This window comes from Geopseudomonas aromaticivorans, from assembly GCF_019097855.1.
In the GTDB taxonomy this organism is placed as follows: domain Bacteria; phylum Pseudomonadota; class Gammaproteobacteria; order Pseudomonadales; family Pseudomonadaceae; genus Geopseudomonas; species Geopseudomonas aromaticivorans.
In genome coordinates this window covers 172,565-195,221 of sequence record NZ_JAHRGL010000019.1, presented here as the reverse complement: position 1 = coordinate 195,221, position 22,657 = coordinate 172,565, and the positions used below count along the sequence as shown (strand labels likewise).

Below are 22,657 nucleotides of genomic sequence, written 5' to 3'. Positions count from 1 at the left end.
TACTGCCCTCCCCAGCCGGCGTCGCTCGCGCACGCGCAGCGATTCGCAAAACGTGAAGACGTTCACGCAGCGCCTCGCCACCCTCCTGGCCCTGACCCTCAGCCTACCCCTGCTGTATGGCAGTGGCTGCCTGCTGCTCGCCGGCATCGCCAGCTACCAGGCTCAGGCGTTCCTCGACGACTGGAAGTCCAAAGGCAACGAGCCCAGCCCGCAGGCCTGGCAGGTGGCCCACGCGGCTGCCCAGCGCGCCGTCGACCTCTACCCCGGCAGCAACGGCGAATACCTCGAGCGTCTCGGCCGCGTGCTGCAGTGGCAGCAGTTCCGCCAACCCTACGGCGCTGCCGAAGCGGAACCGTCACGCCGCGCCGCCCTCGAGGCCTTCCGCGCCGCCAGCGCGGCACGCCCCACCTGGCCCAACAACTGGGTAGCCCTGGCCTACACCAAGCTCTACCTGCGCGAACTGGACGACGAGTTCGCCCATGCCCTCAAGCAGGCCCAGGCCTTCGGCCCCAATCGCATCGATGTCAACCGCAGCCTGGCGGAAATCGGCCTGATCACCTGGCCAGTGTTGGACGCCCAACAGGAACAGGACACCCTCGAGGCGGCACGCCGTACTGTGGCCTACAGCCAACGAGAGGCACAGAACTTGCTTGCCATCGCCGAATCCACCGGGATGGACTTCGAACTCTGCGAGAGCCTCGACGCCGCCCTGAAAGACACCCGCAAGATCTGCCGCTGACGCCAGCGACATACGCACCGACCAGTTTCCACAGACTCAACACAGGCTCAGGATGATGCCCAAGACCTCCACCGCCCCCCAGGCCAAGTCCCGGCTTGCTCAGCGCAGAGTCACCGCCGCGCACGCCTCCCTGCAGTACAGCACGAACACCGCTCGCCCTCGTCCTCTGGACGGCGGCGCTCAATCTCGAGGCACCAGCGCCCTCTTGCAGGGCAAGGCACATCACGTGACCCGTACCCCCGACAACACTCTCCCCGGCGGCCGCGGCCTTACCTTCTGGGGCCAATGGCTGGTGGCATCCAGTCTGGTCACCCTGCTGCTGTGCGCCCTGGCCACCCTCAAGACCGGCGAGCTGGGCACTCAATACCGAGTCCTCGCCGTATTTGCCCTGCTCGCCTCGGTGCCCGCCTACGCCCTGCTTGGCGTTTACCACAAGCAGCACAGCTACCTCACCGGCCTCACCCGCCTGCTCGGCGGCTGGCTGCTGCTGCTGGCCGGGCTGACCGTGTTCGCCTTCGTCACCAAGACCAGCGAGATGTTCTCACGCGAAGTCACCCTGACCTGGGCGGGACTCGGCTTCGCCCTGCAGGCCGCCACCTATCTGCCGCTGCAGCACGTCTCGCGTCGCTACCACCGTCAGCTGCAGAGCAAGCGCACCTCGCTGATTATCGGCACCGGCGACCTCGCACTTGAGCTCGCCGACAAACTGGTGCGACAGCAGCACGAACCGGTGGTCGGCCTGGTCGCCTCGGATACCGCCGAGCTGCCGAGCAACAGCCTCTACCCCATCCTCGGCGGCCTCGAACACCTGCGCGCGCTGATCGACGAGTACGACATCCGCCGCCTGTACATCGCCCTGCCACTGGCCGAGGCCGAACAGATCGAAGGTCTGTACATCGACCTGCTCGACGCCAGCGTCGACGTGGTGTGGATTCCCGACCTGGCCAGCATGATGCTGCTCAACCACTCGGTCAGCGACATCGGCGGCCTGCCGGCCATCCACCTCAACGAAAGCCCACTCACCTCCCACCCCACCGCGGCGTTGACCAAGGCCGCCCTCGATCGCGTCCTCGCCCTGCTGGCCATCGTCGCCTTCAGCCCGCTGATGCTAATGATCGCCATCCTGATCAAGCGCTCGTCCCCCGGCCCGATCCTGTTCAAGCAGCAACGCCACGGCTGGAATGGCCAGGTGATCAAGGTCTACAAGTTCCGCTCGATGCGCATGCACGCCGACCACCAAGTCAAGCAGGCCACCCGCGAAGACCCGCGTATCACCCCCATCGGCCGCTTCATCCGCCGCACCTCCATCGACGAACTGCCGCAGTTCATCAATGTGTTGCAGGGCCGCATGTCCCTGGTCGGCCCGCGTCCGCACGCGGTGGCGCACAACGACTACTACACCGGCAAGATCGACGCCTACATGGCCCGCCACCGCATCAAGCCCGGCATCACTGGCCTGGCGCAGATCAGCGGCTGCCGCGGCGAAACCGAAACCCTGGACAAGATGCAGAAGCGCGTCGAGCTGGATCTGGCCTATATCAACAACTGGTCGGTCTGGCTGGATATCAAGATCCTGATCAAGACGCCGCTTAGCTTGCTATCCAAGGACATCTACTGAGCCCAAGGGTAGTCTGAGTTTCGCGGACAGCCGGCATCAGCCCGGCATTTACTGACTGGCGAATAAGCCTACGCGCCTTCAATACCGAGCCCTTGCTTCGATTACATATCGAGGTCCGTGTTAAATCGAAGTTGGTAGCAGAAAAAATAGAGATTGTAGATAGGATGGTTAACCAGCCCTATTCACAGATTTCACCGCTAAGTAATGTGTTGATAAGTACCGCAGCGCCGTAGGCGTGGAGCTTGGCCGCCCTACGGCTAAGCAACGAACTGAACACACTCAAAAGCGACTCAAGTACCTAAAAGAGCTGACACGCAGTGCGTTCAAGCCTCAAGATCGAATCGATCATCCCGGCCTCTCGAAGCCGGCAATCTTCTGAGCGGACAGATGGAAGCTAACAACTACAAGCGAATGCTGAAGAACGCCGGATTACTGTACTTCCGCATGCTACTAACAATGGCGGTCACGCTGTACACCTCCCGAGTGGTACTTGCTACGCTGGGTGTGGAAGATTTCGGCATCTACCATCTGGTAGGTGGCTTTATCACCGTGCTCGGCTTTCTACATGGTGCAATGTCCTCTGCAACACAACGCTTTCTGTCATTTGAAATCGGCAAACCCGGCACAGCCGGTATTTCCAACATATTCATCATGAGTATGAATATTCACCTTCTGATCGCTGCAGGCATTTTAGTGGTAGGCGAAACCGCAGGACTCTGGTTTGTCACCACCCAACTGACAATCCCCACAGAACGCATAGCAGCGGCACAGTGGGTCTATCATCTGTCCCTTTTCTCATTCCTTGTGACTATCATTAGCGTCCCCTACAATGCGATCATAATCGCCCATGAGCGAATGAGCGTATTTGCCTGGGTCAGCATTATCGACGTGTCACTTAAATTGCTCATCGTGTTCATTTTGGCTTGGGTCAAAACTGATCACCTGATCACCTATGCCGCGCTAACGCTCGCAGTAGTCGTGCTGATAACCGCCATATACAAACTGTACTGCAGCAAAACATTCCCGGATTCAAAGTTCCGTCTTTACTGGGAAAGCATACTGTTTAAAACAATGCTCTCTTATACCGGCTGGAATATGTGGGGCAATGCCGCCTCGGTTCTTGGCAACCAAGGCGTCAACGTCATCCTAAATATATTTTTCGGCCCAGCAGTCAACGCAGCAAGGGCAATCACATTTCAAGTTAGCGGCGCACTGAACAGCTTTGTGCAAAATTTGCAGGTTGCCGCGAACCCGCAAATCATCAAATCCTATGCCTCCGGCGATTTGGACTACATGCATAAACTGGTGTACTACGGCGCCAAGTACAATTTTTTCCTATTGTTGTTTCTCGCCTTGCCGGTAGCCATTGAAGTGGACACCATTTTAAACCTGTGGTTAACCGTCGTACCTGAACATACCGGGACGTTTGTCCAACTCGCCCTCGTCGGCATATTGATCGACAGCATTTCAGCTCCACTCATAACCGCCGCCCAAGCGACAGGCAAAATAAAGTTGTATCAAACTGTAGTGGGTGGAATACTGCTATTTAACCTGCCATTGTCCTACTTGTTACTTTATGCAGGATTTGCTCCGAGCATTGCATTCATGGTGAGCATCGCTCTCTCTATCGCAAGCCTTTTCGCGAGGCTCGCTATTCTCAAACCGCTGATAAGTCTATCCATCGGACGGTTTACCTCACTCGTACTGTTGCGTGTCGTCGGCGTGGGCCTTGCATCGATGGCAATGGCACTGCTCATTAAATACATGCCTCAGGGTGACGACAGCGACATATTTATGATTGCCTGCACATTTATATCCACAGCGGGCTGCATCTACCTTATCGGAATAAACGCAGAAGAACGAAGTCAATTGGTGAATCTTGCACGGCGCTTGCACAACCCATACGCCAAAAAAAAACGAAGTTGAATGCATTATTTTGAGGAAATCCAAAATTCCTCCCACACAACATTTAAAAAAATATTTTACGCACAAGGCACTTATGAAAACCCCCTTAAATAGACCTATACGATCCACCATTTCAAGAATGCATCTAGGAGAGGCCGCATCTAAAATATGCGACTTCTTTCATCATCTGCATTATTCATTCAGCGAACGAAATCCAAACAAAGACAAAGAGCGCTTAAGATTCTATCTTTTCAAACATCATCACATCGTAGAAAAAGGGCTAGCCCTCCCAAAACCTAATTTTTGTTTTGGTCAGCCAAAAATACTTAACCTAATGGAAAAATCCGAAATATACGCACAGAATTATGGACATGACGCAATCCTAGATTCAATCAAAAAGACGTTGGCCGAATATCTAATCTTCCACGAAAAAAATAACGCAATACTACCTCAAGAGTTTGAGCGCCGACTGCGTGATTTCAGCGCCAACTTTAACAATGCTGTTGTTGGTGGCATTAGACAAGTAGCAAAGGCAGAGATGGAAAATTTAAATCTCGCAGCCTTTAGAAATTTCGTTTGCTGTCGGTATAGCGTTCGGGATTTCTCCCCTGAACCCGTAAGCGATGATCTAGTATTTAGCGCAATCGAAGCAGCAATTTATGCGCCATCTGTGTGTAACAGGCAGAGCTGGCTCGCTCATTATTACTCAGACAAAAATACAATTAAGAAAATCCTCCAGCATCAAAACGGAAACGCCGGCTTCACCGAAACAATAGACAAACTATTGATAATTACAGGTAACACGAGGGCATTCACACAAAATGAAAGCAATCAAATCTTTATAGATGGTGGCTTGTTTTCCATGAATCTAATTCTAGCACTGCATTCAGCAGGATTAGGAAGCTGCGCATTGAATACCAGCTATTCATATTTCCAAGAAAATAGAGCCAAGAATGCAGCGCAAATACCAAAAAACGAACGCCTAATAATGATGCTAGCTATAGGCAATTTGAAAAAAAACTTCAACGTTGCAGCATCACCACGTAAACCCACTCGCGAATTCGTCATATCTCACTGATTTATAAACCAGCCTAGACCATTCATAAAAATGCGAATAGCTGATGATATGTGGGTAATAGCTATATTCAATGGCGAGCGCTTGTGAATTTTTGATAACGTGATAACTGAATTTTTCGATATCTAATTAGGTGATACCTGACTGAAACTCTTCAATCAAAACGGACGAGGTACAGCGTAGTCATCACCCGGAGAAAGATTGCAGACCAGCTTATACAAAGCGAAATGACTGCCGGTGATTCGCACATTGATATACTAGCGCGCGAAGCGATGCTCGCTTCACAGCAAGGAAGCTTTAATCACAGGCATAATGGTCTACATTTACGCATAAAGGAAAACAAAAACAACAACACCCGCAACCCCGCCAAACGATACGGCGAGCAACGACTTACCCCTGACTTTCTACTCGTACAAATACTACGCAAATTAATCGCCAAAAGAGCTTGACTCTCTGGAAAAAGATCCGATAGCGAATGAATTTTCGCCACTCAATGCGAGCAACATTAAAAACTTTGCGTCATGCCACAAGGCTTATACACTAAAGAAAAAGCCTGATCAGTAGATTAAATAGGTTAGCCAAGTGAAAATAGCCATTCTGACACAGCCATTAAAAAGCAACTATGGCGGGATAATACAAGCATTTGCACTACAACAAGCACTCAAAGATCTAGGACACACCGTAACCACCATTGATCGTCAATATAAAGCTCAACCAATAATCCGTAAAGCCATAAACCTTACAAAGTACCTTATATTACTACTGATAGATAAGAAAAAAGCCTTTATATTCAAAAAAAGCCAGCAAGATCAAACGTTCAAAAACATGATTTCATTTGTGAGGCAGCGAATAAAAATTTCCGAGCCTATAAAATCCACTGAGGACTTGCAAAAACACTTCTCAGAAAACACTTACGATGCGGTAGTCGTTGGTAGCGATCAGACCTGGAGACCTATATATTCACCAAATATATTCAACTTTTACCTGGATTTTTTACAAGACCTTCAGATAAAGCGAATCACCTATGCCACATCATTTGGTGTAGACACTTGGGAATACAGCAAAACTCAAACTTTAAAATGTCGTGATCTAGCAAAAAAATTTGATGCAATTTCCGTAAGGGAGCTTTCAGCTGTCAATTTGTGTGAGCAATATCTCAAGGTGTCCGCGGAACCTGTACTTGACCCGACACTTTTGCTGAATGCAGATGACTACCTGGATCGGCTCAATATAAATAAAAACAAGAAGCCGGCAGGTGGACTTCTAACTTATATTCTTGATAACAATAGCCACAAAAGGCAAGCAATAACTACCGCAGCTCAAATTCTAAATATCACACCATTTTCAAGTAAGACAAAATGCAACCCTGATCAATCAGGTGGCGAGCTACTAAATGACTATACTTTCCCGAACGTGGAAGACTGGATTGAATCTTTTTACGATGCGGATTTTGTTTTAACCGACTCTTTTCATGGTTGTGTTTTTTCAATCATCTTTAACAAGCCATTCTTGGCCATTGGTAATGATGATCGAGGATTGGCGCGCTTCAATTCATTATTGAAGATATTCAATCTTGAAGATCGACTTATCGGACTCGGCAGCCAGATAAACAGAGAAATCCTTACCCCTGACATTGATTGGCTCCAAGTTAACAAAGTCATCAAAGAGCGAAAAGAAAATTCGCTAAACTTTCTAAAACGAAACCTCAGTGGCAATTGATTATTACTGCAAAAATCACCACCGCAACTTCCTCTTAGTTTAGACAAGCACTGAATTTTCATTAAAGGCATAACTTAAAATGTGGGACAAAGCTTTTATTAGATTCCCTGATAAAATTTCTGAAGGCGGGGGAGCGAGAAACGCTCAGTTTGCAAAAGCTTTACTAGAGAGAAACTGCTCAATTTATAGATATAAAAGCAACAACAAGCTTCTCAGGCTTGCACATGGCCTAGGCTTTCTTATTAGGATTAACTCCTGCAAAGGAGAAACGATATTTTTTCACTACTCGTTATTATTGTATTTTTTTGGCTCAAAGCTAGTAACCAATTTCATTTTTCTGAAATTATTACAGATTGTTTTGTCCAGCGCCGCAAAGACAAATAAAATCACCATTGAGGTTAATGATCTACCCTACGAACAATCTATAGACCTTGAGCTTCCTAGCAATAAGTTATGGATTTTGGATAATTCCGTCTTTAGAATAAAAAACCTTAACTTCATATTTGCATCTAGAAAGATGATGCAGTATGTGATACAAAAATATAAAACAAATGAACCCTGCTGCAAATTCATCTTAAATGGCGGGCCTTTGCTTAAAGATCTCCCGGACTCTCCATCCAGGAAAAGATTAAAGCTTGTTTACACTGGAACATTGAATCATGGACGACAAATAGAAAACCTAATTTCCATTTTTAGCGAACTCCCCCATGACTTGATTCTCATGGGGGAGGGGGGGGAGTGGATTTCACACCTTCCGAACTTAGGTGATAACATTGTTTACAAAGGGCAGTTGTCCGAGAATGAAGCACATGTTGTTACCGCCGGGTGCGATTGCGGTTTAATCCCCTATGATGATTCGAGATTGTATTATAATCTGTGCTATCCAACAAAAGCCTCTTTTTACATTACAGCTGGAATACCTTTCATATCAACCCCGCTTCAAGAGCTAATGTCTCACTTTTCTGATAGCTATGTTTTTTTTGAAAGCTTTGACTCGTGGAGGGAATTAATTACCCACAGAGACTTTTCAAAAAACGTAATGCTCAAGAAAAATATGATTTCTGATATTCGAAATCTTTATACGTGGCAATATTTATTGCGCGATTTTTAAACCATGGAAACTCTGAAAAAGACTCGTTTATACGAAATCGCAGCTATCAACGCCGCATGGCTACTGGCTTGTGTCTTTCAGAGAAATTTTTCACAAATGGTATGTGTCGCCTCCCCGGCATCTAGGGTGCCAGAGTGAAGCATGTATGTTGAAAGTAAAATTTGAGCAGGAGGATCCACCATGAAGCTTAACGTGATCGGCATGGATTGGCATGGACATCACCAACAAGTTTCCAAAACCATACCATTGATCCGTACGCCGATAAAATCGAGTGCAATATGCTACGCGGTGACAATGTTTTGCCGCACGTCGCTGAACGGCAACCCAGCCTGGTAGCGTTAAAGGCATGTGGTGGTGCTCATTCTTGGGTAGTTAAGCTTGAGCAGCTGGACATGAAGTGCGTTTTCTGGCCTCTCGCTCTGAACGTACGTTCGTGCAGCAAAACAACGCCGATACGGCTGATGCGCAAGCGATATGGAGCCGAAATCCTTACAGCATGCCCTGTGGGCTTTGAAAAAGTAGTTGGCAATAGGCTTCAAAAGGAGCGCAGGCGGTAAGCAAGTGAAGGCGGAATAGCTCAGACCTGTGATGAGATAAATTTGGTAAGGATTGCGAGCTATTAGATTTGCTCTCAGCTCGACTTTCAGATGAGGGGCTCGTCAGCAGATTTCATCAGGGCTAGCAGGCTGTCCTGCCTGCAAAGAAAGGCCGGTTATAAGACTACTCCTACCTACACACTGGCATGCCCGCCTAATTCAGCTCCGAAAGGCCTCCATATAATATCCATAACACTGTGACCACAGCAATGTCAAAGATATCGGCAAGAACATTATACATTCTACTCCTCGCTCTTATCACCGGAGCAATACTCGGCACAAAAGACACTTGGAACTGGCTTGATAGCGAAGTATATTACGGGTACTTAACTAAGTCGATTATACTTAGCTATGAAGAAATACTAACACAGCCAGACTTTGGTTTTTATTTAATCCTAAAGTCCTTAAATATCGTCGGACTATCAGCCCCCCAAATATGGATGCTAATTGCAACAATCACCGGAATACTAACCTTTACTTCAACACAGCAGCGGACAAATAATTTTTTAATCTTCTTAATGTTGTATTTTTCACTGTATGCATGGCTGCACATTTACATTCAAATCCGGGCAGCCTTGGCCCTGTCAATATTCCTTACCGCCATATTTGCTGTTAAACACCCCCTGCCGAGAACCATATTATTTGCAATTTCCATCTCCATACACATGTCCATAGCAATTCCCTTAATCGCCTTCCTATCCGCCAATAAAATACAAATCAACAAAAAAAACCTACCTTATATATTAATTCTTATATGCCTGCCGGTTGCATTAATATCCACCTATTCACTTCCTTTCCTGCCAATCAATAGAATCCTTGTTTATCGTGAACTTTTAGCCGAAGGAGAACACTCCTATATAAACCTATTCTCTGCGCTTCCCGCCATACAACTAGCAACCCTTTCATATATAGCAATAAACAAAAATACTACAACAGCCTGCGCCACCGCAGAATACAAAATGGCATTAATAGGTACACTATGCTTTTATAGCTTCATATCAATACCCGTTATTGCGCAGCGCGCATGGGAAATGCTCAGCGTAATATTCATACTGCTATTAAGTCGCCACTACTATAAAAGCAAAGTACTAACAACACTAACAATTATGTACTTTATGTTCTCATTAAAAAGCTGCTATCCTTTGCTTTTATCGCCCAGCCAATAGTTTGGTCCGTAAATACACCCTTGCACAACAGCAGGTATTTTCAATACACTCATCTAAAATATTTAGCTATTGAAGCAACGCAAAGAGGAATTACCTGCCGAAAAACCCGAAGCACACAGTGATTTTTTGCCGCAACCTTTATTTAGCACCTATAAAACGTCGACTGCAGCACTCCCGAGCCAAAAACTACCAACTCAATACAACCTATATTCTTTAAGAAACCACATCATGATAGACATACTACTCGCCACGCACAATGGTGAAAAATATATTAACGCGCAAATAAACTCAATACTAAATCAAACACACAAGGAGTGGCGACTAATTATTCACGACGACGGGTCATCTGACAACACCGTTCAAATCATCAAAAGTTACCAAGCAAGACACCCGGATAAAATATTATTTATTGATGACGGTGTGTTGCTAGGCGGCGCCAAGAAAAACTTCGCGCACCTCATGAAAATATCCTCTTCCCCCTACATAATGTTTTGTGATCAAGATGATGTATGGCTTCCTAACAAGATCCAAATAAGCCATGACGAAATTTGTGCCCTTGAGGATAGACACCCTGGAAAAGCAATTATCGTACATACTGACCTTGAGGTAGTCGATCAAAATCTCAACACAATTTCAAACTCAATGTTTGAATATCAAAGACTCCCTAAATCCATTCAGACTTTAGATGAGATGCTAACGACAAACAACATAACAGGGTGTACCTCGATAATTAATAGACTCGCTTTAAACCTATCGCTACCCATTCCAGATGAGGCCGTTATGCATGATTGGTGGATAGGATGCAAGACCCTGCAGGCAGGCGGGATAATATCCTTAATCCCCTTAAGCCTTATAAAATACCGGCAACACTCGGAAAATGCTGTTGGCTCAAAAAAAATTACAATAACATTTTTACTGAAAAAAATATTCACACCAAGCAAAATTGTTAAATCTTACAAAGCTGCATGGCTGCAGGCTAGGGCAATAAACAGTCAATACACCATCAATAAGGCAATATATCTAAAGTCAAAAATTACGCTCCGCCGGGCATTCTACAACGTTATTTAAAAAACCAACCACTCAACCGCGCGCCCCAGAGTGGTATTCAGCCCTGGTGATAGCGCAACGTTTCACGCCTCATCAAGGCAGCTCTATATTGCCATTTATTACATGGGGAAGCTGCCTACACCGTCGACCTGGTTGAGCGCCTGACGGGTATCAAGCGCCCATTCAGCCCGGTGCGCATCCACAACCTGATGCAGTCGAAAATACTTACCGACCTATATTTCATATACGATTGCCATTATACTTATTTTATGGGAAAACCTTTGTGGATTGGCGCCAGAGCCATCCTGTCGAGTGGCAATAACAGCGAGGCTACATGTCTGTTTCATTAGAGCCCCTTAAGTTGCGAATAGCCTGCATTGTGCCCACCTATAACGGCCGCAACGATCTCGTTCGCTTACTAGATTCGCTCGAGCACCAGACCGCATCGTTCGATCTTTTTGTGGTTGACTCCAGTTCAAAGGATGGTACCCAAGAGTTGGTGAGTGCTCGTGTCCGTAATGTGGTGACTATCCCAAGCAGCCAGTTTAATCATGGCGGCACCCGTCAACTCATGGTCAGCCAGAACCCAAATTATGACGTTTATGTATTTCTAACTCAGGATGCCTACCTAGAAGATTCAAGGGCCATCGAGCGTTTGGTGGAGCCCTTTTCGAATGAGCGAGTGGGGGCTGTGTGTGGCCGACAGTTGCCGCATCACGACGCCACGCCGTTAGCCCAGCACGCGCGATTTTTTAACTATCCGGAGCGTTCTAAGGTTAAATCACTGGCTGATGCCCCCGCGTTAGGTATCAAGACTCCTTTTATGTCAAATTCGTTTTCCGCCTACCGGGGTAAAGCTCTACTCGAAGTCGGTGGGTTTCCTGATCATGTGATTCTTTCCGAAGACATGTTCGTTGCCGCGAGGATGTTGTTGAACAATTGGAAGGTTGCTTACGCCGGCGGTGCCTGTTGCCGCCACTCGCATAACTACACACTAGCGGAAGAATTCTGTCGCTACTTCGATCAGGGTGTTTTCCATGCTCGTGAGGCATGGATTCGCCAAAACTTTGGTGGAGCCGGCGGGGAAGGGCTGCGCTATGTGAAGTCCGAACTGAAATTCTTGGGTGTTTCCCGTCTTTACCTCTGGCCCTCAGCTATTGTGCGAAACGCCTGCAAACTGCTCGCCTACAAGCTCGGCCAGAAGGAACAGCAGCTGTCTATCGGACTGAAGAAAAAATTGGGCATGTACAAGGGTTATTGGAATAGCCCCTTCGCGGAGAAAAACTGATGTGTATTTTGGTCACCGGCGGCGCCGGATTTATTGGCTCTGCCGTTATTCGCCACCTGATTCAACAAACCACACACGAGGTCGCCAACCTCGATAAACTGACATACGCTGGCAACTTGGAATCGCTGGGTTCGGTCGCCGACTCGCCACGCTACCGTTTCTATCAGGTTGATATCTGTGATGGTGAGGCGCTTAATGCAGCTTTCGCCGAGTTTCGGCCTACCGCAGTTATGCATCTGGCTGCCGAGTCCCACGTCGACCGCTCCATCGACGGCCCGGCTGACTTCATTCAGACCAACATCGTCGGCACCTACACGCTGCTGGAAGCGGCACGCCGCTACTGGAACGGCCTGGCGACCGAGGCAAAAGAGGCCTTCCGCTTCCACCATATCTCCACCGACGAGGTGTACGGCGACCTGGAAGGCACCGAGGATCTGTTCACCGAAACCACGCCCTACGCTCCCAGTTCGCCCTACTCTGCGTCCAAGGCCAGCTCCGACCATCTGGTCCGGGCCTGGCAGCGTACCTACGGCCTGCCGGTGCTGGTCACCAACTGCTCGAACAACTACGGTCCCTATCACTTCCCCGAGAAGCTGATCCCGCACATGATCCTCAACGCCCTGGCCGGCAAGCCGCTGCCGGTGTACGGCGACGGCGCGCAGATCCGCGACTGGCTGTATGTGGAGGATCACGCCCGAGCACTGGTCGAAGTGGTCACCCGTGGCCAGGTCGGCGAGACTTACAACATCGGCGGCCACAACGAGAAGCGTAATCTGGAAGTGGTAGAAACCCTCTGCGACCTGCTTGAGGAGCTGGCGCCGCACAAGCCGGCCGGTGTCGAGCGCTATCGCGACCTGATCACCTTCGTCAAAGATCGTCCCGGCCATGACCTGCGCTATGCCATCGATGCGTCGAAGATCGCGCGCGAGCTAGGCTGGGTACCGCAAGAGACCTTTGAATCGGGCATCCGCAAGACTGTGCAGTGGTACCTGGACAACCGCGAGTGGTGGCAGCGAGTTTTAAGTGGCGATTATCGCCTCGGGCGGCTGGGCGAGTCCTAATACGCGGGTTTGCGTTGGGGCATCACAGCCCCGGCGCATCGCCCCGAGGTCGGGCGCTCCTGTAGGAACGCGTCGAGCCTCAATTGCAGCTATTTGGTTAATCTCTGTTTTTAAGGAAGTTTTTGACGTGAAAGGCATCATTCTCGCCGGTGGCTCCGGCACCCGTTTGCATCCGATCACCCGCGGCGTGTCCAAGCAGCTGCTGCCGATCTACGACAAGCCGATGATCTATTACCCGCTGTCGGTGCTGATGCTGGCCGGTATTCGCGAGGTGCTGATCATTTCAACGCCGGAAGACCTGCCCAATTTCCGCAAGCTGCTGGGTGACGGCTCCGACTTCGGCATCCAGCTGAGCTATGCCGAGCAGCCGTCGCCGGACGGCCTGGCCCAGGCATTCCTGATCGGAGAGGAGTTCATCGGCGACAGCAGCGTGTGCCTGATCCTCGGCGATAACATCTTCTACGGTTACGGTTTCAGCGCCATGCTGCGCGAGGCGGCCAGCCGCGAACACGGCGCCACCGTGTTCGGCTACCACGTCACTGACCCCGAGCGTTTCGGCGTGGTGGAGTTCGACGCCGCCGGCAAGGCGATTTCCATTGAGGAAAAGCCCAAGGCGCCGAAGTCCCACTACGCGGTCACCGGCCTGTATTTCTACGACAACTCGGTGGTGGAGATCGCCAAGCAGGTGAAGCCGTCTCCCCGTGGCGAGCTGGAAATCACCGACGTGAACAATGCCTACCTGCAGCGCGGCGAACTGCACGTGAGCCTGCTCGGCCGCGGCTTCGCCTGGCTGGACACCGGCACCCACGACTCGCTGATGGAAGCCAGCCACTTCGTGCATACCATCGAGGCGCGCCAGGGACTCAAGGTCGCCTGTCTGGAAGAAATCGCCTACCACCAGGGCTGGCTGTCGGCCGAGCAACTGGCGCGCCAGGCTGAAGCGCTGAGCAAGACCGGCTACGGTCAGTACCTGCAGCGCCTGCTCGCTCAGGAGGCAGCCCAGTGAAGGTCATCGAGACGGCGCTGCCGGGGGTATTGATCATCGAACCCAAGGTGTTCGGCGATCAGCGCGGTTTCTTCATCGAGACCTTTCAGGCCGAGCGCTACCGCGAGGCCGGCATCACCCTGCCCTTCGTGCAAGACAACCACTCGCGCTCGCCACGCGGCGTACTGCGCGGGCTGCATTTCCAGCGTACTCGGCCGCAGGGCAAGCTGGTCAGCGTCAGCCGCGGCGCGGTGTATGACGTGGCGGTGGACATCAACCCGCAGTCGCCGACCTGCGGCCAGTTCGTCGGCGTCGAGCTGAGCGACGACAATCATCGCCAGCTGTGGATTCCGCCGGGTTATGCCCATGGTTTCTGCGTGCTCAGCGAGGTGGCGGACTTCCAGTACAAGTGCACCGACCTGTACTTCCCCGCGGACGAGGGCGGGCTGCTGTGGAACGACCCGGACGTGAACATTCCCTGGCCGGTAGAGGCGCCGCAGCTGTCGGCCAAGGATCAGCTGAATCCGACGCTGCGCCAGTTGCTGGGCAGGGAGGCGTGAGCATGCGCGTACTGATCACCGGTGCTCGCGGCCAGGTCGGTCACGAGCTGCTGCGCTTGGCACCGGAGGGGTTCCTGGCCCATGGGCTCGACTCGACCGCGCTGGATATCGCCAATGCCGCCCAGGTGGCGAAAGTCGTCGCGGAGTTCCAGCCGCAGCTGATCATCAACGCCGCGGCCTATACCGCGGTGGACAAGGCCGAAAGCGATGCGGAGCGCGCCTGGGCGGTGAACCGCGACGGCGTGGCCCACCTGGCGATTGCCGCCGAGCAGCTGGGCATTCCCGTACTGCATATCTCCACGGACTACGTGTTTGCCGGCGCTGCCCGCGAGCCGTACCGGGAAACCGACCCTGTCGGCCCCTCCGGGGTATACGGCGCCAGCAAGCTGGGCGGCGAGGTGATGCTGGCGGCCGACTGCAGCCGCCACATCATCCTGCGCACCAGCTGGGTGTTCGGCGCGCACGGCAACAACTTCGTCAAGACCATGCTGCGCCTGGGCCGCGAGCGCGAGGAGCTGGGCGTGGTGGCCGATCAACACGGCTGCCCGACCTCGGCGGCCAGCATCGCCCGCGCACTGTGGACCTTGGCGATGCACTACCGTGACCGCGGCGCGCTGCAGTGGGGGGTGTATCACTACGCTGGCACGCCGGCCTGCACCTGGCACGAGTTCGCCCTGGAGATTTTCCGTCAGGCGCATGAACTGGGGCTGCTGGAGCGCGTGCCCGTGGTGCGCGCCATCGCCACGGCTGACTACCCGACTCCGGCCACCCGCCCGGCGTGGTCGGTGCTGGACTGCCGCAAACTGCATCAAGTCCACGACATCGCCCAGGCAGACTGGCGCGAGGAGTTGGGGCTGGTGCTGCGCGAACTGGCGTGATGGTCTTGGCGGGCCTGCGGCCCGCATCGCCGTGATCGACAGCTCCGGCAACCCGATCCCCATCATCAACCCATGCGGCAGGACGCCGCCGAAGTACCTCTCATGACGACTCTGACCTGCTTCAAAGCCTATGACATCCGTGGCCAGCTCGGCCGCGAGCTCAACGAAGACATCGCCTACCGCATCGCCCGCGCCTATGCCGAGTGGCTCAAGCCCGCGACTGTGGTGCTCGGCGGCGATATCCGCGAAACCTCGCCGGCCCTCAAGAAGGCGCTGAGCCGCGGCCTCTGCGAAGCTGGCGTGAATGTGCTGGATCTGGGCATGACCGGCACCGAGGAAGTGTATTTCGCCACCTGGCACCTGGGTGCCGACGGCGGCATCGAGGTCACCGCCTCGCACAACCCGATCGACTACAACGGCTTCAAGCTGGTGCGCGAGGGCTCGCAGCCGATCAGTCGCGATACCGGCCTGGAACAGATCCGCCTGCTCGCCGAGCAGGCCGAGTTCGCTGCACCGGCGGTGGTGCCGGGCGAACTGCGCCAAGTGGATTGCCGCGAGGCGTTCGTCGAGCATCTGCTGTCCTACATCGACTGCAGCAAGCTCAAGCCACTGAAGCTGGTGGTCAACGCGGGCAACGGCGCCGCCGGTCCGGCGCTGGATGCCATCGAGGCCGCGCTCAAGACCCGCGGCGTGCCCTTCGAGTTCATCAAGATCAACCACCAGCCGGACGGCAGCTTCCCCAACGGCATTCCCAATCCGATGCTGGAAGACAACCGCGCGGCTACCCGCGAGGCGGTGCTGGCTCACGGTGCCGACATGGGCATTGCCTGGGACGGCGACTTCGACCGCTGCTTCCTGTTCGACGAGCAGGGCAACTTCATCGAGGGCTACTATATCGTCGGCCTGCTGGCCGAGGCCTTCCTGCACAAGGAAGCCGGTGCGCGCATCATCCACGACCCGCGCCTGACCTGGAACACCCTGGACATCGTCGAGCGCAACGGCGGCGAGCCGGTGCAGTGCAAGGCCGGGCATGCCTTCATCAAGCAGCGCATGCGTGAAGAGAATGCCATCTACGGCGGCGAGATGAGCGCGCACCACTACTTCCGCGACTTTGCCTACTGCGACAGCGGCATGATTCCCTGGCTGCTGGTGGCCGAGCTGATCTGCGTGCGCAACCAGTCGCTGTCGGCGCTAGTCGGCGAGCGGATTGCCGCCTTCCCCTCCTCCGGCGAGATCAACCGCAAGGTGGCCGCCGCCGGCGAGGTGATCCAGCGCCTCGAGTCGATCTATGTCGGCGATGCCTTGGCGGTGGACTACACCGACGGCCTGAGCGTGGCCTTCGCTGACTGGCGCTTCAACCTGCGCGCGTCGAACACCGAGCCGGTGATCCGCCTGAACGTGGAAAGCCGCGGTGATGCGGCGTTGATGCAGGCCAAAACCGCGGAGTTGCTGGCGCAGATCGGTGGTGACCCGGCTTGAGGCTGTTGCTGTTCGGCGCCTGCTGCGCGGTGTTTCTCTACGGCCTGTTCCGTCCCGAATCGCCGCCGCAGCTGTTCGAGCAGTCGGACAAAGCTCTGCACCTGCTGGCCTTTGGTGCCCTCGCCCTGACTAGCCGACTGGCCTTCCCGCGGATTCCGGGCTGGCTGCTGTGGGGGACGCTGCTGGCCCAGGCGCCGTTCCTCGAGTGGCTGCAGAAGTACGTGCAGCCGGCCCGCCAGTTCAGCGAAATGGATATCGTCGCCAACCTGCTCGGGGTGCTACTGGCCTGGCTGGGCTGGCAGTGCCTGCAGGCATTACGCCGACATCTTCTTCCCTCCCAGTAGGCAGCCGTCCGGCTGCCTATCCCCTCCCCACTATCCTTCCCGAACTCACTCGCCGAGGCTGGCCTTGCGCCGTGGATTGCTGTGCTGATTGGCCAGCACCGCGATGGCGCAGAGCACCACCAGGGTCGCAGCGTTGGCCGGTATCTGCAGGTTGAAATCGGTCAGCGAGTGGATGGCGATGGCGATGATGCCCATGGCGGCGCCGAAACCGACGCCGCTGCGATACAGCGATTCGCGCCGCCACAGCGCCTGCAATGCCTGCCACAGCGCCAGCAGCACAAAGGCCAGCAGCGGCAGGCAGCCGAGCAGGCCGTACTCGATGGCGAACTGCAGGTAGTCGTTGTGGGCATGGTCGAAGTGCAGACGGATGTCCTCGCCCGGGTATTTCGGGAACACTGACTCGAAGCTGCCGGCGCCCTGCCCGATCAGCGGCTTGTCCTGCGCCAGCGGGATGGCGTAACGGAATACGTCGTCGCGTATCTCGTTGGCCTGCTGCACCACTTCGCCGGACACCACCACGTCGTTCAAGCGGGTGTTGAGCATGCGGTCCTTGAGCCGCTCCAGGCCGAAGTACTGGCTGATCACCAGCACGTCGATGAGCAGGATGCTGGCCAGGATCAGGCTGTTGCGCAGGCGGTTGTCCTTGTCGCGCAGCACGAAGATGCCGCCGATGACCATCAGCGCCGTGAAGAAGGCGGCATTGCCGCCGCGCGAATGGGTCATCACCAGGGCGATAACCATGACCACCAGTGCCAGACGCAGGCGCGCCTTGGCGCCCATCAGCATTTCCAAGAGGTTGACCCAGCGGAACGGCCGCCCATCACGCAGCGCCATGAGCAGGCCGATGCCGCAGGCCAGGGTAATTTCCAGATAGCCGGCCAGGTGGTTGCGGTTGACGAAGGTGCCGGTGGCATCGCCGGTGTAGCTGGTCTTCGCGGTGGCCAGCAGCCATTCGACTCCGGACAACGTCATGAAGGCGCCATAGAAGGCCTGGAACGTACCGCTAACCACCAGAGCACCCAGCAGCCAGGTCAGGCGCTTGCGGGTGCGGAACAGGCTGACGACCATCAGGAACAGCAGGCTGTAGGCAATGCCGAGCAGCAGGTACTGGACGGTGGCACCGACGTCGACCGTCAGCCCGCCGAGCCACTGCACCGCCACCCAGGCTTGCGCAGCCAGCAACAGGCCGAGCATCGGCAGGGCCGGCTTGAGGGCCTTGCTCGCCGGCAGGGCGTTGAGGAACAGCGCTACACTAAACAAGAAGGCCAGCAGACCGGTCAGCGCCACCAACAGCCCCATCGACCAGTCGCGGTTGCTGCCCAGCGGCAACGGCAGCAACACCAGCAGGATGAGGACCGCGGCAGTCAGGAAGCGATCGAACCGTGTGGAGGTCTGGAACATGATGCGTATTCATCCGTGCGCGGCCCCCGCTCTCATGGTGGGACGGCCGTCGTTTCAAAAGCCCGGCAGTATATGTGGGGAATCGCCCCGCCACCACTAACCGAGTGGGATCCAATGCTCAATCGCATTCCCCGCCCCGTCTGGGCACTGGCCTTCATCATCTGCCTCGTCAGCGTCATGACCCTGGCGCTGGTCAAGGACTCCCCCACGCTCATTGATACGGGCTGGGACAAGGGCAACCATGTGCTGGCCTTCAGCGTGCTCACCTTCCTGGGCCGCATGGCCTATCCCGATCAGCGCTTCAGGCTCTTGATCGGCCTGTTCGCCTACGGCGTATTGATCGAGAACCTGCAACTGCTGACCGGCTACCGCTTCAGTGAGTATCAGGATCTGGTCGCCGATGTCGTCGGCATGGCAGTGGGCTACCTGCTGGCCATGCCGCTGGCGAAGGTCACTGTCAGCCTGCGCTGAGTGCGGGCGGCGTTTGCGCCGGTCCGCAAGTCCCACCTGCCGGCCTGTGGTGCACGCTGCACCGAAAAAACGCCGTCCATCCCTCCTCCTGAGCCGCAAACTCGACGCCCTGCGACCGTCATCCCCGCGTACTGGCACGGTAAGACCACAGAAACAATGTGGCATTAGACTTGCTACCAGTACGGAACAGAAGCGAGGGTGACACCCTCGCCATCATGCGACCAAAGGGGACGAAAAATGGCGCTCGCTATCAGCTGGACAGCAGACTTTGAAACCGGCATCGACATCATCGATGACCAGCACAAGCGCATCTTCGACTATCTGAAGGAGATCGATCAGGCGATCGCCATCAAGTCGATCCGGCAAATCGAGTACGTCATCAAGTCGCTGATCGACTACGCGATTTCCCACAACACCTTCGAGGAAAGCCTGATGGAAAAGGCCGGCTACCCGATGCTGGAAGCTCACCATCAGGTGCACGAGCGCTTCAAGGAGCGCGCCCACTCGTACCTGGATCGCTTCTCCGGCGGCGAAGACCCGATCAAGCTGGCCCGCGAGGTGCGCGGCGACATGGGTCTGTGGCTGACCAACCACATCAAGCGCGACGACAAGCACTACGTCAACTACGTGAAGCGCAACATCGAAGGCAGCTTCGTCACCCGCATGCTGGGCATGTTCTTCCGCTGATGGATCGCGTCTCCCCGCGCGGGGCAGCGCTTGCATCCGGGCGAGGCGGCCAGCCTATTCGCGACTGGCCCAGCGCTCGCGCAACCACTCCAGATCTTCCGGGCGGGTGATCTTGATGTTGTCGGCACGACCTTCGATCAGCCGCGGAGCGTGGCCGGCCCACTCGAGGGCGGAGGCTTCGTCAGTGATGGTGGCGCGCGACACCAGGGCGTCGGCCAGGCTGCGGTGCAACTGGCCGAGGCGGAACATCTGCGGGGTGTAGGCCTGCCAGATCACGCTGCGGTCGATGGTTTCGCGCACGCGGCCATCCTTGCCGGCCCGTTTGAGGGTGTCGCGCGCCGGCACGGCCAGCAAGCCGCCCACTGCGTCTTCGGCCAGCTCGCCGAGCAGCAGGTTGAGGTCGTCGCGGCACAGGTTGGGGCGGGCGGCGTCGTGCACCAGCACCCAGTCGTCGACGTGGGCGCCCAGGCTGAGCAGGTGCAGCAGGCCATTGAGTACCGAGTCGGCGCGCTCGCAGCCGCCGGCGGCACGCGCGATGCGCGGATCGCCGGCACAGGCGAGGCCGGGCCAATATGGATCGTCTTCCGACAGGCAGACCACCAGACCCTTGAGGGTCGGATGGCCGAGGAAGCAGTTGAGGGTGTGTTCCAGCACCGTACGCTCGCCAAGGCGCAGATACTGTTTCGGGCGGTCGGCACGCATGCGCGCACCCACGCCGGCAGCCGGGATGACTGCCCAGAATTCGGGGAGGGGGGTCAGGCTCATTGGCTCAGCAGATACAGGGTTTCGCCTTCCTTGACCATGCCCAGCTCATGCCGTGCACGCTCTTCGACGGTTTCCATGCCGCGCTTGAGTTCCGCGACCTCGGCTTCGAGGATGCGGTTGCGCTCGAGCAGTTGCTCGTTCTCGCCCTTCTGCCTGGCGATCTGCGCCAGCAGCAGGCGGTTCTGGGTGATGCTGCCGTCGCCATACCACAGGCGATACTGCAGGCCGCCGAGGACCAGCAGGAGCACGACGAACAGCCAGTGGGCTTTTTGCATCCGAATCAGCCCTCGATGACGCGGGAACGGGTGTGTCGGCGCGGAGTGCAGGAAAGGGGCGACCGGCGCCCCTCTCCCCCGCCCCTCCCGCCAGCGCGGGAGAGGACTTCAGCTCCGAGCGGACTACAGACAGCTTAGCCGCGGAACTCGGCACGGCCCTTGTACGGTGCCTTGGCACCCAGTTGCTCTTCGATGCGCAGCAGCTGGTTGTACTTGGACACGCGGTCGGAGCGGCACAGCGAGCCGGTCTTGATCTGGCCGGCAGCGGTACCCACGGCCAGATCGGCGATGGTGCTGTCTTCAGTTTCGCCGGAGCGGTGCGAGATCACCGCGGTGTAGCCGGCGGCCTTGGCCATCTGGATGGCTTCCAGGGTCTCGGTCAGCGAGCCGATCTGGTTGAACTTGATCAGGATCGAGTTGCCGATGCCCTTGTCGATGCCTTCCTTGAGGATCTTGGTGTTGGTGACGAACAGGTCGTCGCCGACCAGCTGCACCTTCTCGCCGATCTTGTCGGTCAGCACCTTCCAGCCGGCCCAGTCGGACTCGTCCATGCCGTCTTCGATGGAGATGATCGGGTAGCGCTGGCTCAGGCCGGCCAGGTAGTCGGCGAAGCCGGCGGCGTCGAACACCTTGCCTTCGCCAGCCAGGTCGTATTTGCCACCCTCGAAGAACTCGGAGGAAGCGCAGTCCAGAGCCAGGGTGACATCGTCGCCCAGCTTGTAGCCGGCGTTGGCCACGGCTTCGGCGATGGCCGCCAGGGCGTCTTCGTTGGAGGCCAGGTTCGGCGCGAAGCCGCCTTCGTCACCCACGGAGGTGCTCAGGCCACGGGCCTTGAGCACAGCCTTCAGGTGATGGAAGATCTCGGCGCCCATGCGCAGGGCGTCGGCGAAGGTCTTGGCGCCGACCGGCTGGACCATGAACTCCTGGATGTCGACGTTGTTGTCGGCATGTTCGCCGCCGTTGATGATGTTCATCATCGGCACCGGCATGGAGTAGACGCCCGGGGTGCCGTTCAGGTCGGCGATGTGCGCGTACAGCGGCACGCCCTTGGCCTGGGCAGCGGCCTTGGCGGCAGCCAGGGACACGGCGAGGATGGCGTTGGCGCCCAGCGTGGCCTTGTTCTCGGTGCCGTCCAGCTCGATCATCGCCTGGTCCAGCGCCTTCTGCTCGGCCGGATCCTTGCCCAGCAGCAGGTCGCGGATCGGGCCGTTGATGTTGGCCACGGCCTTCAGCACGCCCTTGCCCAGGTAACGGCTCTTGTCGCCATCACGCAGTTCCAGCGCTTCGCGCGAACCGGTGGAGGCACCGGACGGCGCACAGGCGCTGCCGATGATGCCGTTGTCGAGGATCACATCGGCTTCAACGGTCGGGTTACCGCGGGAGTCCAGGACCTCACGGCCTTTGATGTCGACGATTTTTGCCATTGCTGGTAGCACTCCAAAGGTTTTGACGAACAAATGACCGAAGATGGGGCTTCACTGCCCCTC

Annotated in this window: 21 protein-coding genes; 17 read left to right on the top strand and 4 right to left on the bottom strand. The window is 55.3% G+C overall.

Annotated features, from left to right (window positions below):
- Nucleotides 1–52 precede the first annotated feature (52 nt).
- From KRX52_RS09080 to KRX52_RS09010, 15 genes are all read left to right on the top strand, one after another.
- Entirely contained in the window at nt 53–739 is a 687-nt protein-coding gene (locus KRX52_RS09080) for a hypothetical protein (RefSeq protein ID WP_217681416.1), read from the top strand.
- Between the two features lie 226 nt (nt 740–965).
- Nucleotides 966–2,357, top strand: coding sequence for an undecaprenyl-phosphate glucose phosphotransferase (locus KRX52_RS09075; protein WP_367890527.1), 1,392 nt, complete (start codon nt 966–968; stop codon nt 2,355–2,357).
- 387 nt (nt 2,358–2,744) lie between these two features.
- A complete protein-coding gene (locus KRX52_RS09070) occupies nt 2,745–4,283 on the top strand; it encodes an MATE family efflux transporter (RefSeq protein WP_217681414.1) in 1,539 nt (512 codons plus the stop codon).
- Nucleotides 4,284–4,356: 73 nt separating this feature from the next.
- Nucleotides 4,357–5,340, top strand: coding sequence for a nitroreductase family protein (locus tag KRX52_RS09065; RefSeq protein ID WP_217681413.1), 984 nt, complete (start codon nt 4,357–4,359; stop codon nt 5,338–5,340).
- A 579-nt stretch (nt 5,341–5,919) separates the two neighbouring features.
- On the top strand, nt 5,920–7,056 hold the full coding sequence (locus KRX52_RS09060) for a polysaccharide pyruvyl transferase family protein (RefSeq protein ID WP_217681412.1): 1,137 nt from the start codon (nt 5,920–5,922) through the stop codon (nt 7,054–7,056).
- 79 nt (nt 7,057–7,135) lie between these two features.
- On the top strand, nt 7,136–8,167 hold the full coding sequence (locus KRX52_RS09055; protein WP_217681411.1) for a glycosyltransferase family protein: 1,032 nt from the start codon (nt 7,136–7,138) through the stop codon (nt 8,165–8,167).
- 805 nt (nt 8,168–8,972) lie between these two features.
- Nucleotides 8,973–9,929: an EpsG family protein gene (locus KRX52_RS09050; protein ID WP_217681410.1), complete on the top strand. Its 957-nt coding sequence runs from the start codon at nt 8,973–8,975 to the stop codon at nt 9,927–9,929.
- A 228-nt stretch (nt 9,930–10,157) separates the two neighbouring features.
- Complete coding sequence (locus KRX52_RS09045; RefSeq protein ID WP_217681409.1) at nt 10,158–10,997, top strand: glycosyltransferase family 2 protein; 840 nt, start codon at nt 10,158–10,160, stop codon at nt 10,995–10,997.
- 313 nt (nt 10,998–11,310) lie between these two features.
- Nucleotides 11,311–12,264, top strand: coding sequence for a glycosyltransferase family 2 protein (locus tag KRX52_RS09040; RefSeq protein ID WP_217681408.1), 954 nt, complete (start codon nt 11,311–11,313; stop codon nt 12,262–12,264).
- A complete protein-coding gene (gene rfbB / locus KRX52_RS09035) occupies nt 12,264–13,325 on the top strand; it encodes a dTDP-glucose 4,6-dehydratase (protein WP_217681407.1) in 1,062 nt (353 codons plus the stop codon). Before KRX52_RS09040 ends, rfbB begins: the two co-directional genes overlap by 1 nt.
- 127 nt (nt 13,326–13,452) lie before the next feature.
- Nucleotides 13,453–14,331 carry a glucose-1-phosphate thymidylyltransferase RfbA gene (gene rfbA, locus KRX52_RS09030; RefSeq protein WP_217681406.1) on the top strand — a complete coding sequence of 293 codons (879 nt, stop codon included), beginning with the start codon at nt 13,453–13,455 and terminating at the stop codon, nt 14,329–14,331.
- Complete coding sequence (gene rfbC, locus KRX52_RS09025; protein WP_217681405.1) at nt 14,328–14,870, top strand: dTDP-4-dehydrorhamnose 3,5-epimerase; 543 nt, start codon at nt 14,328–14,330, stop codon at nt 14,868–14,870. The genes rfbA and rfbC overlap by 4 nt, the downstream gene beginning before the upstream one ends.
- Nucleotides 14,871–14,872: 2 nt before the next feature.
- Entirely contained in the window at nt 14,873–15,748 is an 876-nt protein-coding gene (gene rfbD, locus KRX52_RS09020) for a dTDP-4-dehydrorhamnose reductase (protein WP_217681404.1), read from the top strand.
- 102 nt (nt 15,749–15,850) lie between these two features.
- On the top strand, nt 15,851–17,227 hold the full coding sequence (locus KRX52_RS09015) for a phosphohexomutase domain-containing protein (protein WP_217681403.1): 1,377 nt from the start codon (nt 15,851–15,853) through the stop codon (nt 17,225–17,227).
- Nucleotides 17,224–17,571, top strand: a complete 348-nt coding sequence (locus KRX52_RS09010; RefSeq protein WP_217681402.1) for a VanZ family protein — start codon at nt 17,224–17,226, stop codon at nt 17,569–17,571. The genes KRX52_RS09015 and KRX52_RS09010 overlap by 4 nt, the downstream gene beginning before the upstream one ends.
- Before the next feature lie 45 nt (nt 17,572–17,616).
- Here KRX52_RS09010 and KRX52_RS09005 read toward each other — a convergent pair whose 3' ends face one another.
- Nucleotides 17,617–18,972, bottom strand: coding sequence for an O-antigen ligase family protein (locus KRX52_RS09005; RefSeq protein ID WP_217681401.1), 1,356 nt, complete (start codon nt 18,970–18,972; stop codon nt 17,617–17,619).
- 114 nt (nt 18,973–19,086) lie between these two features.
- On the opposite strand from KRX52_RS09005, the gene KRX52_RS09000 reads away from it, so the two are divergent.
- A complete protein-coding gene (locus KRX52_RS09000; protein ID WP_217681400.1) occupies nt 19,087–19,443 on the top strand; it encodes a VanZ family protein in 357 nt (118 codons plus the stop codon).
- 237 nt (nt 19,444–19,680) lie between these two features.
- Complete coding sequence (locus KRX52_RS08995; RefSeq protein WP_217681399.1) at nt 19,681–20,130, top strand: bacteriohemerythrin; 450 nt, start codon at nt 19,681–19,683, stop codon at nt 20,128–20,130.
- Between the two features lie 54 nt (nt 20,131–20,184).
- Here KRX52_RS08995 and ispD read toward each other — a convergent pair whose 3' ends face one another.
- From ispD to eno, 3 genes are all read right to left on the bottom strand, one after another.
- Nucleotides 20,185–20,895 carry a 2-C-methyl-D-erythritol 4-phosphate cytidylyltransferase gene (gene ispD / locus KRX52_RS08990; protein ID WP_217681398.1) on the bottom strand — a complete coding sequence of 237 codons (711 nt, stop codon included), beginning with the start codon at nt 20,893–20,895 and terminating at the stop codon, nt 20,185–20,187.
- Entirely contained in the window at nt 20,892–21,170 is a 279-nt protein-coding gene (locus KRX52_RS08985; RefSeq protein ID WP_217681397.1) for a septum formation initiator family protein, read from the bottom strand. Before KRX52_RS08985 ends, ispD begins: the two co-directional genes overlap by 4 nt.
- Before the next feature lie 134 nt (nt 21,171–21,304).
- Nucleotides 21,305–22,594 carry a phosphopyruvate hydratase gene (eno, locus tag KRX52_RS08980; protein WP_217681396.1) on the bottom strand — a complete coding sequence of 430 codons (1,290 nt, stop codon included), beginning with the start codon at nt 22,592–22,594 and terminating at the stop codon, nt 21,305–21,307.
- Between the last annotated feature and the right edge of the window lie 63 nt (nt 22,595–22,657).